General features: G+C 59.7%; 14 protein-coding genes. 9 read left to right on the top strand and 5 right to left on the bottom strand.

Annotation, left to right across the window (positions count from 1 at the left end):
- Positions 1–36: 36 nt before the first annotated feature.
- The 3 genes from cbiB to SJY29_RS13065 are packed head-to-tail and all read right to left on the bottom strand — an operon-like array spanning position 37 to position 2,239.
- Positions 37–939, bottom strand: coding sequence for an adenosylcobinamide-phosphate synthase CbiB (gene cbiB / locus SJY29_RS13075; RefSeq protein WP_400083652.1), 903 nt, complete (start codon positions 937–939; stop codon positions 37–39).
- Positions 936–1,871, bottom strand: a complete 936-nt coding sequence (locus tag SJY29_RS13070) for a threonine-phosphate decarboxylase (RefSeq protein ID WP_400083650.1) — start codon at positions 1,869–1,871, stop codon at positions 936–938. The genes cbiB and SJY29_RS13070 overlap by 4 nt, the downstream gene beginning before the upstream one ends.
- The gene (locus tag SJY29_RS13065; RefSeq protein ID WP_400083649.1) at positions 1,868–2,239 is read right to left on the bottom strand and encodes a DUF1636 family protein; all 372 of its coding nucleotides are present in this window, start codon (positions 2,237–2,239) and stop codon (positions 1,868–1,870) included. The genes SJY29_RS13070 and SJY29_RS13065 overlap by 4 nt, the downstream gene beginning before the upstream one ends.
- A 198-nt stretch (positions 2,240–2,437) precedes the next feature.
- Here SJY29_RS13065 and SJY29_RS13060 point away from each other — a divergent pair, with 198 nt between their 5' ends.
- Positions 2,438–2,830 (top strand): hypothetical protein, encoded by a 393-nt coding sequence (locus SJY29_RS13060; protein ID WP_400083648.1) that lies wholly within the window; start codon positions 2,438–2,440, stop codon positions 2,828–2,830.
- Here SJY29_RS13060 and SJY29_RS13055 read toward each other — a convergent pair.
- The gene (locus SJY29_RS13055; RefSeq protein ID WP_400083647.1) at positions 2,790–3,767 is read right to left on the bottom strand and encodes a glutathione S-transferase family protein; all 978 of its coding nucleotides are present in this window, start codon (positions 3,765–3,767) and stop codon (positions 2,790–2,792) included. The two genes, SJY29_RS13060 and SJY29_RS13055, sit on opposite strands and share 41 nt — an antisense overlap.
- A gap of 304 nt (positions 3,768–4,071) precedes the next feature.
- Between SJY29_RS13055 and SJY29_RS13050 the strand changes: the two genes are divergently transcribed.
- The 8 genes from SJY29_RS13050 to SJY29_RS13015 all read left to right on the top strand — a co-directional run bounded on the left by SJY29_RS13050 (position 4,072) and on the right by SJY29_RS13015 (position 11,231).
- Complete coding sequence (locus tag SJY29_RS13050) at positions 4,072–4,290, top strand: DUF6732 family protein (RefSeq protein ID WP_110278121.1); 219 nt, start codon at positions 4,072–4,074, stop codon at positions 4,288–4,290.
- Entirely contained in the window at positions 4,287–5,510 is a 1,224-nt protein-coding gene (locus SJY29_RS13045; RefSeq protein WP_400083645.1) for a sirohydrochlorin chelatase, read from the top strand. Before SJY29_RS13050 ends, SJY29_RS13045 begins: the two co-directional genes overlap by 4 nt.
- Before the next feature lie 27 nt (positions 5,511–5,537).
- A complete protein-coding gene (locus tag SJY29_RS13040; protein WP_400083644.1) occupies positions 5,538–6,173 on the top strand; it encodes a precorrin-8X methylmutase in 636 nt (211 codons plus the stop codon).
- Positions 6,174–6,235: 62 nt separating this feature from the next.
- The gene (cbiE, locus tag SJY29_RS13035) at positions 6,236–7,438 is read left to right on the top strand and encodes a precorrin-6y C5,15-methyltransferase (decarboxylating) subunit CbiE (RefSeq protein ID WP_400083642.1); all 1,203 of its coding nucleotides are present in this window, start codon (positions 6,236–6,238) and stop codon (positions 7,436–7,438) included.
- Positions 7,435–8,136 (top strand): precorrin-2 C(20)-methyltransferase, encoded by a 702-nt coding sequence (gene cobI, locus SJY29_RS13030; RefSeq protein ID WP_400083640.1) that lies wholly within the window; start codon positions 7,435–7,437, stop codon positions 8,134–8,136. Before cbiE ends, cobI begins: the two co-directional genes overlap by 4 nt.
- Entirely contained in the window at positions 8,127–9,935 is a 1,809-nt protein-coding gene (cobJ, locus tag SJY29_RS13025) for a precorrin-3B C(17)-methyltransferase (protein WP_400083638.1), read from the top strand. The genes cobI and cobJ overlap by 10 nt, the downstream gene beginning before the upstream one ends.
- Positions 9,936–10,026: 91 nt before the next feature.
- A complete protein-coding gene (gene cobM / locus SJY29_RS13020) occupies positions 10,027–10,794 on the top strand; it encodes a precorrin-4 C(11)-methyltransferase (protein WP_400083637.1) in 768 nt (255 codons plus the stop codon).
- A gap of 89 nt (positions 10,795–10,883) precedes the next feature.
- Positions 10,884–11,231: a hypothetical protein gene (locus SJY29_RS13015; RefSeq protein ID WP_055295877.1), complete on the top strand. Its 348-nt coding sequence runs from the start codon at positions 10,884–10,886 to the stop codon at positions 11,229–11,231.
- Between the two features lie 2 nt (positions 11,232–11,233).
- On the opposite strand, the gene SJY29_RS13010 is transcribed toward SJY29_RS13015, so the two are convergent.
- Positions 11,234–12,406 carry a MalY/PatB family protein gene (locus tag SJY29_RS13010; protein WP_400083635.1) on the bottom strand — a complete coding sequence of 391 codons (1,173 nt, stop codon included), beginning with the start codon at positions 12,404–12,406 and terminating at the stop codon, positions 11,234–11,236.
- Positions 12,407–12,481 lie beyond the last annotated feature (75 nt).

Here is a 12,481-nt window from a genome sequence, read left to right as displayed (position 1 = left end):
AAGGCGGGCCCTGTGCGCAGGTGGGAATATTGCCGATCAGGACAACGCGAGGGCAGCAATGAATGCCAGTGCGAGGGTCAGTGCCCATGTACGCCAGAGTGTCTGAACCGCGCGATCAATATCATCAGGGCCTAGTGTACGTTCCCCTTCTGCATTTACAAAGGGATAGGGCTGCATGACACCATCATAGCTGCGTGGGCCACTGAGCGCGATATCAAGACCATGCGCCATTGCCGCTTCGGGCCAGCCTGCATTGGGCGAGCGGTGCAACGGGGCTTCGCGCAAGATTGCGCCTAAGTTGGGCCGTGATGTGACAGCCCAGATCATCAGGGCGGTCAGCCTTGCAGGGATCAGGTTAAGGAGGTCATCAAGCCTGGCCGCAGCCCAGCCGAAGTCTTCATGTCGGGGTGTGCGGTAGCCGATCATGCTGTCGGCCGTATTGGTGATTTTATAGATCAGCAGGCCGGGCAGGCCCGCGACGGCAAACCAGAAAATGGGCGCGATCACCCCGTCAGAGAGGTTTTCCGCGGCACTTTCAATCGCCGAGCGGGCGACGCTGGGGGCATCCATATCCTTCGTGTCGCGCCCGACGATCATCGCAACGCTGCGGCGGGCGTCGCCAAGGGACAGGCGCAGGGCGTCTGCGACGACTTGTACGTGATCAACAAGTGAGCGTTGGGCCAGCAAAATCGCGACGATGATCACATCGAGCAGAGATCCCGGCAAACTCTCGATAATCCATCCCAGCATCGCGGCCATGGCGCAAAGCGCGAGCAGTGTGAGGATCCCGGACCGTTTTTTGTGGTCGCCTGTGTTGAAGCGCGCATCGCACCACCCGATCACGCGCCCCATCAAGACTGCGGGGTGCGGTATACGTGACCAGAGCCAGCGCGGCTCTCCCAAAAGCGCATCGAGGATCATGCCAAGGATAAGGGTCAAAGTGCGGCTTCCAGTTGTACCCAGCGGTCTGGTGCGGGTAATCCCAGGCGCAACCAGTCAGGGGCATAAGGGAATGTTCGCGACCAGACGTGGCCTCTGGCAAGTCTGGTTTGAAGGGCTGTTGCATCATCCACTTGGTAGAGCCGGAAGAGCGAGGTGCCGCCGACCAACGCCGCCCCCGTTTGTGTCATCAGCCTGTCTATCCGTGTTGTGTCATCTGCCAGTCTGATGCGGGTTTCATCCGCCCATGCCGGATCGGAGAGCGCTTCGGCCCCGATGGCGAGGGCGGGGCCGGATACCTGCCATGGTCCCAGCAGGTCGCGCAGTTTGGCAATGATGACGGGATCGCCGATGGCGAAGCCAAGGCGTAGCCCTGCAAGCCCCCAGAACTTGCCGAAGCTCTTGAGTACAACCGTGCCGGGGCGTGCTGCCAGATGGATCAGCGACTGATCGGGTATGATATCGCAGAAACTTTCGTCAATGATCGTATAGGCGGCATCCAGATCGCTGACCTGCCAGATCTGTCCGTCGGGATTGTTGGGGTGCACCGCGACCAAAGCGTGGCTTGGGTCTTGACCCAAGTGCCACCCTGCTGCGGCAAAGGCTGCGCCATGTTCATTATACGTGGGGCCGGGGATGCAGACCTCGCCTGTCGGAATGACACGGGGCAGCGCTGCAATAATGGCAGATGCACCCGCCGCACCCAGGATTGCCGCCCCTTCGGGGACGTTCCAAAAGCGCCGCGCGAGTGCGTAGAGCCGCGCAAAGGCAGCCTCGTCCGGCAGTGCTGTCCATGCGTCATGGGGGAGGGCGGGCATAGGATATGGCACCGGATTGATCCCCGTTGAAAGATCCAGCCAGCCGGCACGGTCGCCGCCGTGGGCCGCAATCGCGGCATCAATGCCGCCGCCATGATCGCGCTTCTCCATCATTCTTTTGGCAATGGCGGGTGACGGGTGACGAAATGGCCCTTCACCGCCTGCGGCCACGTCCGGTAGGGCACTTGCCCCGTTTCCGATTCCGCGTGGGCTGCGGCGTAGGCGACAATGCCTTCTGCCGCCTCGCGCGATGGAGTAAATGTGCCTAAGGTATAGTTCAACTTGCCTTCACCCTGAATTGCGACATTGCAAGCGTTCTTGCAGCCCATCAAGCATGAAACACGCCGCGTTTTGACCCTTTCTATACCGCTCGCTGCAGTCTCGATCAATTCGGCCAGCACTTCTCCGTCGGTTTGGGCCATGTCGCCCGCGTCCCAGCCCTCTTGTTTGCAGGTGTCGCAGATCGTGATCCAGGTTGTCATGCTTTTTGGCCCAATATTTTTGCGGTTCTTCAAGCGGATTTTCGCCTCGCTTTCAAGCGAATGCGCGTAAGCCTGCCTTTTAGGATAGGTGTCGTCATAGCGTTAACACTTCGTTAACACATTGGGCACAGTGCTGTCCTACCAGGGTTAAAAAACCATCAACTTAATTCCTAAAACTGTCTCGAACGGGGAGTAATTATGCGCGCACTGATTGTCCAACGAAATGAAAATATCGGAGGCGTTTGGCAGCGGCATCTTGAGCGGCTTGAGGTCGATGTCACCCTTGTTCAGAGCGCGGCAAGGGCGTTGAACCTGATCTCCCGGGAAATCTTCGACGTGATCGTACTGGATCTGATGCCTGCCGAGGGCAGCGCATTGGCGGTCGCCGATCTGGTCCGTTTTCGGCAACCGCGCGCAAATATCGTTTTTGTGACCGACACCACCTTCTTTTCAGATGGGTCAATCTTCAACTACGCCGCCAACGCGCGCGCCTTCGTCAAAACCGCAACGCCGCCGCAGGACCTTGCGGCGATCGTCCACCACTATGGCACTACTGCCCTCGATCATGCGGCGCGTCGTAATCCAGTGTAGGATTGATTGGCAGAATACGGTGCGGGTTAATCGTGTCGTGACTATAGTGATAATGCCGCACGATATGTGCCATGTTCACGGTCTCGGCGACACCCGGTATCTGGTACAGCTCGCGCATGAACCCTGACAGGTTCGAATAATCCGCGATCCGCTTGCGATTGCATTTAAAATGCAAATGATAGACCGGATCAAACCGCACCAGCGTAGTCCAGAGGCGCCAGTCCGCTTCTGTCAGGCGATCACCCATCAGGTAGCGGTTTTCGCCAAGACGGTCCTCGAGCCAGTCGAGCGTGTCAAAAAGCGGATAGACAGCCTTGTCATAGGCGGCTTGCGTTGTCGCAAAGCCTGATTTGTAGACACCATTGTTCAGGGTGTCATAGATCCGGTCATTGACCGGAGCGATGGCATCACGCAGTTCTTCCGGCCAGTAGTCATCGGTATTGCCCGTGATGTGGTCAAAGGCGGAATTCAGCATCCGGATAATCTCGGAGCTTTCGTTCGAGACAATCGTCTCGCGTTCTTTATCCCACAGAATGGGGACGGTGACGCGGCCGTTCATATCGGGCAGCGCCTTCAGATAGATGTCGCGTGCGAAGGGCACGCCATAAAGCGTGTCTCCTGTGGCGCCGTCCTCGTCGGTTTCAAAGGTCCAGCCATCAGACAGCATGTCAGGATGCACAGCAGAAATGCTGATATGGTCGGTCAGGTCCTTCAACTGCCGAAAGACCAGCGTGCGATGCGCCCAGGGGCAGGCGTATGACACATAGAGGTGATAGCGCCCGCTTTGTGCTGCAAAGCCGCCCTCGCCGGAAGGGCCCGCTGATCCGTCTGCTGTGATCCAGTTGCGAAACTGAGCTTCTTTGCGCTCGAATGCGCCACCGGATTTCTTGGTATCGTACCAGACGTCATGCCAAACGCCATCTACAAGCTGACCCATCTTATCATCCTTTCGTTGTTGAGCCTCGACCTAGCCCGCCTGCGCCATAAAACAAAGGTCCGTCAGGGCGCATGCTTGGTGCATGAGTGCACAGGAGGGTGTTGTGGCCTGCCGCCACAAGGCATGATTGCGTCGCTTAAGCGTTTGCTCCTGCGTGACGCACTGTCTATACCGATGCCGACGAAGCCGCGCTGCGGCCAGAGAGGTTGGGGATGGAACGGTTGACCCAAAACGGGAGCCGGACATCACATCGTCAAGACCCGCCTGTCGGGGCCTCTTGTGATGACAGAAACGGAGGATGCCCATGCGGGGACTGCTGATACTTTTCTTTCTTTTTGCCGGAACATCGGCTTTTGCGCATCCGGGTCACTGGGCCGAGGTCGCGGGTCATGGTCATTGGGTTGCAGGTGCGGCTATTGCGCTGGCAGGTCTGGTGGCCCTTTGGGGTGAGTTGAAAAAGAAGAAAGAAGACGCAGAGCCAGAGGACGAAGAACTGGAAGAGCTGGAAGAGGAAAGCGCATGAAAACCGGCGTCATGATCTGCGGCCACGGATCGCGCAGTCAATCCGCCGTTGACGAGTTCGCGACCCTGGCGGACAAACTGCCCGCATATCTGCCGGATGACTGGATGACCGAGTATGGCTATCTGGAATTTGCCAACCCTGTGATCCGTGACGGTCTGGACAAGCTGCGCGAGGCCGGGTGCGCGCGCATCTTGGCCGTGCCGGGCATGCTCTTTGCCGCGATGCATGCCAAGAACGATATTCCCACGGTTCTGAATACCTATGCAGCCAAACACGGGATCGCGGTGCAATACGGGCGCGAATTGGGCGTTGACCCCAAGATGATCGCGGCCGCCGCTGGGCGTATTCAGGACGCCGTTGATCAAGCCAACGCGGAACATGGCGCGCTCCCCCTGACCGAAACCTGTCTTGTTGTGATCGGGCGCGGTGCATCAGATCCTGATGCCAACGGAAATGTGGCCAAGATCGCGCGGATGCTGCAAGAGGGCATGGGCTTTGGCTGGTGCGAAGTAGGCTATTCCGGCGTGACTTTCCCACTGGTAGAACCCTGCCTGCAACATGTGGCGCGCCTGCCTTACAAGCGCGTCATTGTGTTTCCGTATTTCCTCTTCTCGGGCATCCTGATCGACCGGATTTACGGCTTCACAGATCAGGTGGCGGCCGAACACCCCGGCATCCAGTTTGTCAAAGCGGGATACCTGGGTGATCACCCCAAGGTGCTGGAGACTCTTGCTGAACGGATCATGGAACAGGTCAGTGCGACGCCGCCGCCCAACTGCGGCATCTGCGGCTATCGCAGCCAGGTGCTGGCGCTCGAAGAGGGCAAAAGCCACAAAATCAGCGCCGAGGACCGCGCGCACCCTGCCTTTGGCGCTGTGCCGCCGTCCACCTGTGTGATGTGCAAATACCGCACCGCTGTTCTGGGCTTCGAGGGCGAGGTCGGGGCCGTGCAAGAAAGTCACCACCATCATGTCGAAGGCCAAGGTGCCAGCGCGCCCGGATCGAACGTGGCCGATTGCAGCCTGTGTGACACCTTCTGCACCGGCATGTGCCGGCTTGTGGCTGCGGATCATCACCATGATCACCACCACCATCATCACGACCACGACCATGGTCACCACCACCATGATCACGATCATGATCACCACCATGCGCCTTATCCTCATGCGAAGCATCCGCATGGTCCCGAAAGCGCGCGCAAATCCAAAGCCAAGACCTAAGGTTCACGGCAAGCGAAAGACAGCAATTTGCGCCCCTACGAAAAAGACCCTTCCGCGATCTACGCGCAAAGCTTTGCAACGGTCCGCGATGAGGCGCGGCTTGAGAGGTTCGCGCCTGCGATGCAGCCGCTGATCACGCGGTTGATCCATGCCTGCGGTATGATCGAGGTCGCGGATCGGCTGGCCTTTTCGCAAGGTGCTGCGGATGCCGGGCGCGCAGCGCTTGCCGCCGGTGCGCCGGTGCTCTGCGATTGCGAAATGGTGGGTGCGGGGGTCATCCGCCGCTACCTGCCCGCACACAATGAGGTGATCGTCACGCTGAACGATCCCGCGGTGCCGGGTTTGGCGCAGCATATCGGGAATACACGCTCTGCTGCTGCGGTGGAGCTGTGGCGCGACCGCATCGCGGGTGCAGTGGTCGCTATCGGTAACGCGCCGACGGCGCTTTTCCATTTGCTTGAGCTGCTTGATGCTGGCTGGCCGAAACCTGCGGTCATCCTTGGTTTTCCGGTGGGTTTCGTCGGTGCAGCCGAAAGCAAAGCAGAGCTGGCCGCAAATCCGCGCGGTTGTGACTATGTCGCCCTGCGCGGACGCCGCGGTGGGTCCGCAATGGCTTCGGCGGCAGTGAATGCTTTGGCAGCGGGGCTACCGGAAGATGCGTAATCACGCGCTCGTCAGCCCCTGCGGGCCCTCCGCGCGAAGCCGCCGACAGGGGGCGCCAAGCGATGGCTGATCCTTGGCTGCATATCGTGGGGATTGGAGAAGACGGGATGGAGGGGCTTGTCCCTGCAACCCGCGCCGTGGTCGAGGCCGCCGAGGTGATCATTGGCGGTGACCGGCACCATACACTGACGGAAACGGTTACGGCCGAGCGTCTGGCATGGCCGCATCCCTTTGACGCGCTGATATCGACGATTGAAAACCTGCGCGGCAGGCGTGTCGTGATCCTTGCGACCGGTGATCCGCTCTGGTTTTCGGTGGGCGCGCGGATCGGACGTGCGATAAATCCGGCCGAGATCGTATACCACCCGCAGCTTTCTGCCTTTCAGTTGGCGGCGGCGCGCATGGGCTGGTCCCTGCCGGATGTTGAAACGCTCACGGTGCATGGTCGTCCGGTCGAGCAGATGATCGCCTTTATCCAGCCTGATGCGCAATTGCTGGTGCTGACGACAGGGGCCGAAACCCCCGCCCAGATCGCCCGTTTCCTAACCGAGCGCGGCTTTGGCAAATCCCGCATGACTGTGCTTGCCGCGATGGGTGGTAAGGATGAAGCGCGCTTTGACGGGCTGGCCGAAAGCTGGGATCATACGGTGCCTGCTTTCAATACGCTTGCTGTTGAATGCGTTGCTGCCCCTGATGCGGCCTTGCTGCCGCGTGTGCCGGGGCTGGCGGATGATCTGTTCCTGTCTGACGGGACAATGACCAAGCAAGAGGTGCGCGCCGCGACTGTCGCCAAGCTGATGCCGATGCGCGGGGCGCTCTTATGGGACATCGGCACAGGCTGTGGATCGGTGGCAATCGAATGGATGCGCGCGGCACGCTATGCCCGTGCGATCGGGATTGAACCGCGTGCGGATCGGCGCGCCATGGCTGCCGCCAATGCGCTGGCGCTGGGCGTGCCGAAATTGGTTTTGGTGGAAGGGTCCGTGCCCGCGGCGCTGATTGGGCTGGACGCACCGGACGCTATTTTTATAGGCGGCGGTCTGAGCCGCGAGACTTTTAATGCGGCTTGGGCGGCTTTGCGTCCTTTGGGTCGGTTGGTTGCCAATGCCGTGACGCTGGAAAGCGAGGCAGAGCTGATTGCGCTGCACAAAGATCATGGCGGTGATCTGGTGAAACTGCAGGTCCACCGCGCAGAGCCTGTGGGCCGTCTGACGGGCTGGCGTCCGTCGATGCCGGTCACCCAGTGGAGCCTTGTGAAGCGATGACAGGGATTTTGTATGGTGTGGGGGTCGGGCCGGGTGCGCCTGATTTGATGACATTGCGCGCCGCGCGGCTGATTGAGGGTGCACACGTCGTGGCCTATCCCACACTTGCAGGGGCTGCGAGTTTCGCACGGGCGATTGCTGCGGATTTGATCGCGCCTGATGCGCAAGAGATCGTCATGGATGTGCCCATGTCGGTGGAACGTGCCCCAGCACAGGCCGCCTATGACAAGGGAGCGGCAGAGATTGCGGCGGCCCTTGATGCGGGGCGTGATGTTGTGTGCCTGTGTGAAGGCGATCCGTTCTTTTACGGGTCTTTCATGTATCTCTTTGCCCGACTTGCAGAAAGGTACCGCGTTGAGATTGTGCCTGGCGTGACCTCGGTTACTGCCTGTGCCGCGCGTGCGCGAATGCCACTGGCGGCGAGGAACGAGCGTTTGACAGTGCTGCCCGGACCTTTGCCAGAGGACGAACTGCGCGCGCGGATCGAAGGTGCGGAAAGCGTTGTGATCATGAAGGTCGGGCGGCATCTGGCCAAGATCAAGGGTGTGATTGATGCCCTCGGCCTGACCGAAGGTGCGGTTTATGTGGAGCGTGCAACGCTGCCGGAAGAGGTGGTTTTGCCGCTGGCGGATGCGCCGGAAAAGGCACCGTATTTTTCAATGATTTTGCTGACAAAAGGGGCCGATCCGTGGCTGTGAAACCCGTTGTATTGGCGCTTTCGCGCTCTGGTGAGGCGACAGCCCATAAGGTCGCCGCCGTGCTTGGTGCCCAAGTCCATGGGCGCGAGGGCCGCGTTGATCAAGCGGATGCGTTTTTTGCCAATGCGCTGGATCATGCGCGTGATTTGTTCGCGGCTGGTGTGCCGATTGTGGGGGTTTGCGCCTCGGGTATTCTGATCCGTGCGGTGGCACCGCTTCTGGCTGACAAGACGATAGAACCGCCGGTGATTTCCGTGTCCGATGATGGCGCGGTTGTTGTGCCGCTTTTGGGCGGGCATCGGGGGGCCAACAAGCTCTCGGCGACAATTTCGCAGGCCTTGAACGCCGTCTCTGCCGTGACAACGGCGGGGGATGTGGCCCTCGGGATTGCCTTGGATGAACCGCCCGCAGGTTGGCGATTGGTCAACCGCATCGATGCCAAAGCAGCGATGGCCGGCTTGCTGGCGGGTGGCGGCGCGCAGGTGAACGGTGATGCGCCTTGGCTGGCCGGTCTGCCACAGGGTGAAGGTCTGCGCCTGTCTTGCACGATGGCGCGGCAGACTGATCTGGGGGCTGACCATTTGCAGTTTGCCCCTCAGCGTGTGGCCTTGGGCGTGGGGTGTGCCCGCAATTGCCCGCCTGCGGAACTGGCGGCATTGGTCAAGGATGTGCTGCAAGAGGCGGGGATCGCGCCCGAGGCGGTGCATTCGGTCAATACGATCACGCTGAAAGGTGATGAGCCTGCGATCATCGCTTTGGCGGGTGATCTTGGCGTGCCGATGCGGTTGTTTGAGGCCGAAGCGCTGGAGGCGGAAACGCCGCGTTTGGCGAACCCGTCCGACGTTGTATTTGCCGAAGTCGGCACGCACGGCGTGGCCGAAGCCGCCGCACTGGCGCAAGCCGGCGCGGAGGGCGAATTTCTGGTGACCAAGCGCAAGACGGCCAATGCGACCTGTGCGCTTGTTGTGACGCCGGAGCCTGTGGTGGAACTGGCGGGCCGTGCGCGGGGTCGCTTGTCCGTCGTCGGCATCGGACCCGGTCAGGCAGCATGGCGCACGCCCGAGGTGTCGCGACTGGTGTCCAACGCCGAAGAGCTTGTGGGCTACGGGCTGTATATTGATTTGCTGGGGCCCTTGGCCGTGGGCAAGGCGCGGTCGGATTTTCCGTTGGGTGGGGAAGAGGACCGCTGCCGCTATGCGCTGGAACAGGCAGGGCAGGGCAAGAACGTGGCGCTGGTCTGCTCTGGCGATGCGGGTATTTATGCGATGGCGGCCCTTGTGTTCGAGCTGTTGGATCGCGGTCCCGACCAGATGGGTGTGTCGGATGCGGCGCGCCGTGTCGAGGTTGTTTGCTCGCCCGGTGTGAGTGCGTTGCAGGGGGCGGCGGCCCGAGCTGGTGCGCCCTTGGGCCATGATTTCTGTGCGATATCATTGTCGGATTTGCTGACACCGCGCGAGGATATCGTGAAGCGGTTAAAGGCCGCGGCGATGGGCGATTTTGTGATCGCGTTCTACAATCCGGTGTCGATGCGCCGACGGACGCTTTTGGCGGAGGCACGCGAGATCTTGTTGCAGCACCGTCCGCCTGAAACGCCGGTGATGCTGGCCTCTTCACTGGGGCGGCCCGAGGAGTACATACGCTATCGCCGATTAGATGAGCTGGAAGTGGATGAGGTGGACATGCTGACCGTTGTGTTGGTCGGGTCATCGCATTCGCGTTTGGCGGCACTGGGGGAAGGGCCGCGGATGTATACGCCGCGCGGATATGCGCGCAAGATTGACGGGGATCTGGCGGGATGACGCTTTTTGGCTGGAGCCAAATGCGCCCCACCCGCCGTCCCGTGGCCTCCGGCGGAAGTTTGATTGGACATGGAAAGATGAGGGTCTTGCAATGACCGTATATTTTATTGGCGCAGGTCCGGGTGATCCGGAGTTGCTAACGCTGAAAGCGGCACGGATCATCGGGGAATGCCCTGTGTGTCTTTATGCAGGGTCTTTGGTGCCTGCTGAGGTTGTTGCCTGTGCGCCTGCCGATGCCTTAGTGATGGATACCGCGCCGATGACGTTGGATGACACCCACGGCGTGATCCTGGAAGCGCATGCCAAGGGCCAGAATGTCGCGCGTGTGCATTCGGGTGATCCGTCGCTTTATGGTGCGATTGCTGAGCAGATCCGTCGCCTGAAGGCGGACGGTATCGACTATCAGATTATCCCTGGCGTGCCTGCTTATGCTGCGGCCGCCGCTGCTCTGGGCACGGAATTGACCGTGCCGGAAGTGGCGCAATCCATTATCCTGACCCGCATGTCGATGAAATCGACAGGCATGCCCGCGGGTGAAACGCTTGAGAATTTTGCGCGGACCGGTGCGACGCTCGCGATCCATCTTGGCATTCGCGCCTTGCGCGAAATCGAGCGGCAATTGGTACCGTTTTACGGCAAGGATTGTCCGGTTGCGGTGATTTACCGTGTGGGTTGGCCTGATCAGATGATTATTCGCGGCACGCTGACAGATGTGCGCGAAAAGGTGCGCGCAGCCAAGATCACACGTACCGCGCTGATTCTTGTGGGGCCCGCCTTGTCCGATTCGCACGGGTTTCCAGACTCTGCGCTCTATGATGCGGCCAAGCCACATGTGTTGCGGCCGCGTGTGAAGGCCTGAAATTAAGGCCTTTCTGCACTGCGGCGGATTTTGTCATTTGAATTTTAACTTTCTGGGGTCATCTTCTGAGATGTCTGGAGGGACTTGTTATGTTTACGTTTTTGCCTGACGCGGTTCGTCAGGGTCTGGAAGAGGCGCGCAAAGCTGCATTGAAGCGCAAGGATCGTTTGTCCGTGCAGGATGGCGATGACAGCTATCGGATCCGTAGGTTCTGGGATGGTGGCTTTGCGCTAGATCTTGAAGGGTCCGAGCGGTTGCGTGGTCATGTCGATATTTATGACGGACCTAAGCACCTTTATACCTGTCTGGTCGTGTCTTCTGTCGATGAAGAGAACGAGAGGGTGTTTGAGTTCAAATGGGCCACACCCGTTGCCTCGGGCCCGGCCGCCGATTTTGTGCGCCCGGATTTTGTTCCGGCCGGTTTGATCGGGCGTTAACGCTACTGCAAGTCTGCGAAAGCGGCCTGCATCCGACGCACGGCCTCTTCGACATTGGCCGTTTGGGTGGCAAGGTTGAAACGCATGAAGCTTTCACCGCCGGTGCCGAAAGTCGGCCCTTGGGAAACGGCGATTTTTGCCGTGTCCCTGATACGCGCTGATACCTCTTCATGGCTCATGCCGGTGTCTTCGAAACTGACCCACCCCAAATAGGTGGATTGCAACGGCATCGACCAGACCCCGGGGATTGCATTGATACCTGCGTCGAAAATCTCGCGGTTTTTTTGCAAATGGTCGATCTGCGCGTCTGCCCATGCCGCACCTTCCTCAGAATATGCGGCGGTGATCATGGCCACGCCAAGTGCGGATGGGTTGTAGTCGAGCATCGCAAGGCGCTTTTGCATGGCACTACGCAATGTTGGATCAGGAATGATCATATTGCCTGTCCGCTGACCCGCAATGTTGAACGTTTTCGATGCCGCAGTCAGATAGACGGTATTGTCTGTGTCGTCCGGCGCTGCGACAGCCGTGGGCACAAAGCAATGTCCAGCGTAGACAAGATCATGATGGATCTCGTCACTGACAAGCAGCAGCCCGTTTTTGCGTGCAAAGGCAGAGACCGCGCGTAGTTCATCTGCTGTCCAAACGCGTCCCGAGGGGTTTTGTGGTGAACACCAGATCAGCATTTTTTCGCGCCCGGTTAGCCGCGCTTGGGCATCGTCCAGGTCCAGCATATAGGTATCGCCCTGACGGACCAGCGGGCATTCGGTAACGACCCTGCCGGCCTTATTCACCTTATGTGCGAATTCGTGATACACGGGGCTGAAGATGACGGCGGCGTCACCCGGTTCTGTCCAGACGTCAAGGCAGAGCGCAATCGCGTTGCCCAGCCCTTGGGTCGTTAGAATCCAGTCTTTGTCGATGGACCAGCGATGACGGGTTTGCATCCACCACTGGATCGCACTGAAGTAGGCATCATTTGCGAATGTATAGCCAAAGACGCCATGTTCAGCGGTCGCCTTCACCGCCTCTATCACACAAGGCGCTGTGGCATAGTCCGAATCTGCCGTCCACATTGCCAGCCCGTCCTTTGGAGAAACGCCATAAAGCCTTTCCATCAGGTCCCACTTGGTACTGTTGGTTCCGCGACGGTCGACGGGCGTGTTGAATGACATGGGCTGCTCCTGAATATTCAACGGCAAATTGCGGTGTTGCGAAACGGGGTGCAAGCCGAAATTCGTGCTGTGCTT

It is taken from the genome of Yoonia sp. R78084 (assembly GCF_044595625.1).
Lineage (GTDB): Bacteria > Pseudomonadota > Alphaproteobacteria > Rhodobacterales > Rhodobacteraceae > Yoonia.
The sequence above is the reverse complement of the archived record's forward strand: the minus strand, read 5'-3'. Positions and strand labels throughout refer to the sequence as shown.

What these genes read in the sequence shown, in the direction of transcription:
- SJY29_RS13065 (WP_400083649.1), bottom strand. Translation starts at nt 2,239, where the DNA reads ATGACAACCTGGATCACGATCTGCGACACCTGCAAACAAGAGGGCTGG.
- SJY29_RS13060 (WP_400083648.1), top strand. Translation starts at nt 2,438, where the DNA reads ATGCGCGCACTGATTGTCCAACGAAATGAAAATATCGGAGGCGTTTGG.
- cbiE (WP_400083642.1), top strand. Translation starts at nt 6,236, where the DNA reads ATGGCTGATCCTTGGCTGCATATCGTGGGGATTGGAGAAGACGGGATG.
- SJY29_RS13070 (WP_400083650.1), bottom strand. Translation starts at nt 1,871, where the DNA reads ATGATGGAGAAGCGCGATCATGGCGGCGGCATTGATGCCGCGATTGCG.
- cobI (WP_400083640.1), top strand. Translation starts at nt 7,435, where the DNA reads ATGACAGGGATTTTGTATGGTGTGGGGGTCGGGCCGGGTGCGCCTGAT.
- SJY29_RS13045 (WP_400083645.1), top strand. Translation starts at nt 4,287, where the DNA reads ATGAAAACCGGCGTCATGATCTGCGGCCACGGATCGCGCAGTCAATCC.
- SJY29_RS13010 (WP_400083635.1), bottom strand. Translation starts at nt 12,406, where the DNA reads ATGTCATTCAACACGCCCGTCGACCGTCGCGGAACCAACAGTACCAAG.
- SJY29_RS13055 (WP_400083647.1), bottom strand. Translation starts at nt 3,767, where the DNA reads ATGGGTCAGCTTGTAGATGGCGTTTGGCATGACGTCTGGTACGATACC.
- cobM (WP_400083637.1), top strand. Translation starts at nt 10,027, where the DNA reads ATGACCGTATATTTTATTGGCGCAGGTCCGGGTGATCCGGAGTTGCTA.
- SJY29_RS13015 (WP_055295877.1), top strand. Translation starts at nt 10,884, where the DNA reads ATGTTTACGTTTTTGCCTGACGCGGTTCGTCAGGGTCTGGAAGAGGCG.
- SJY29_RS13050 (WP_110278121.1), top strand. Translation starts at nt 4,072, where the DNA reads ATGCGGGGACTGCTGATACTTTTCTTTCTTTTTGCCGGAACATCGGCT.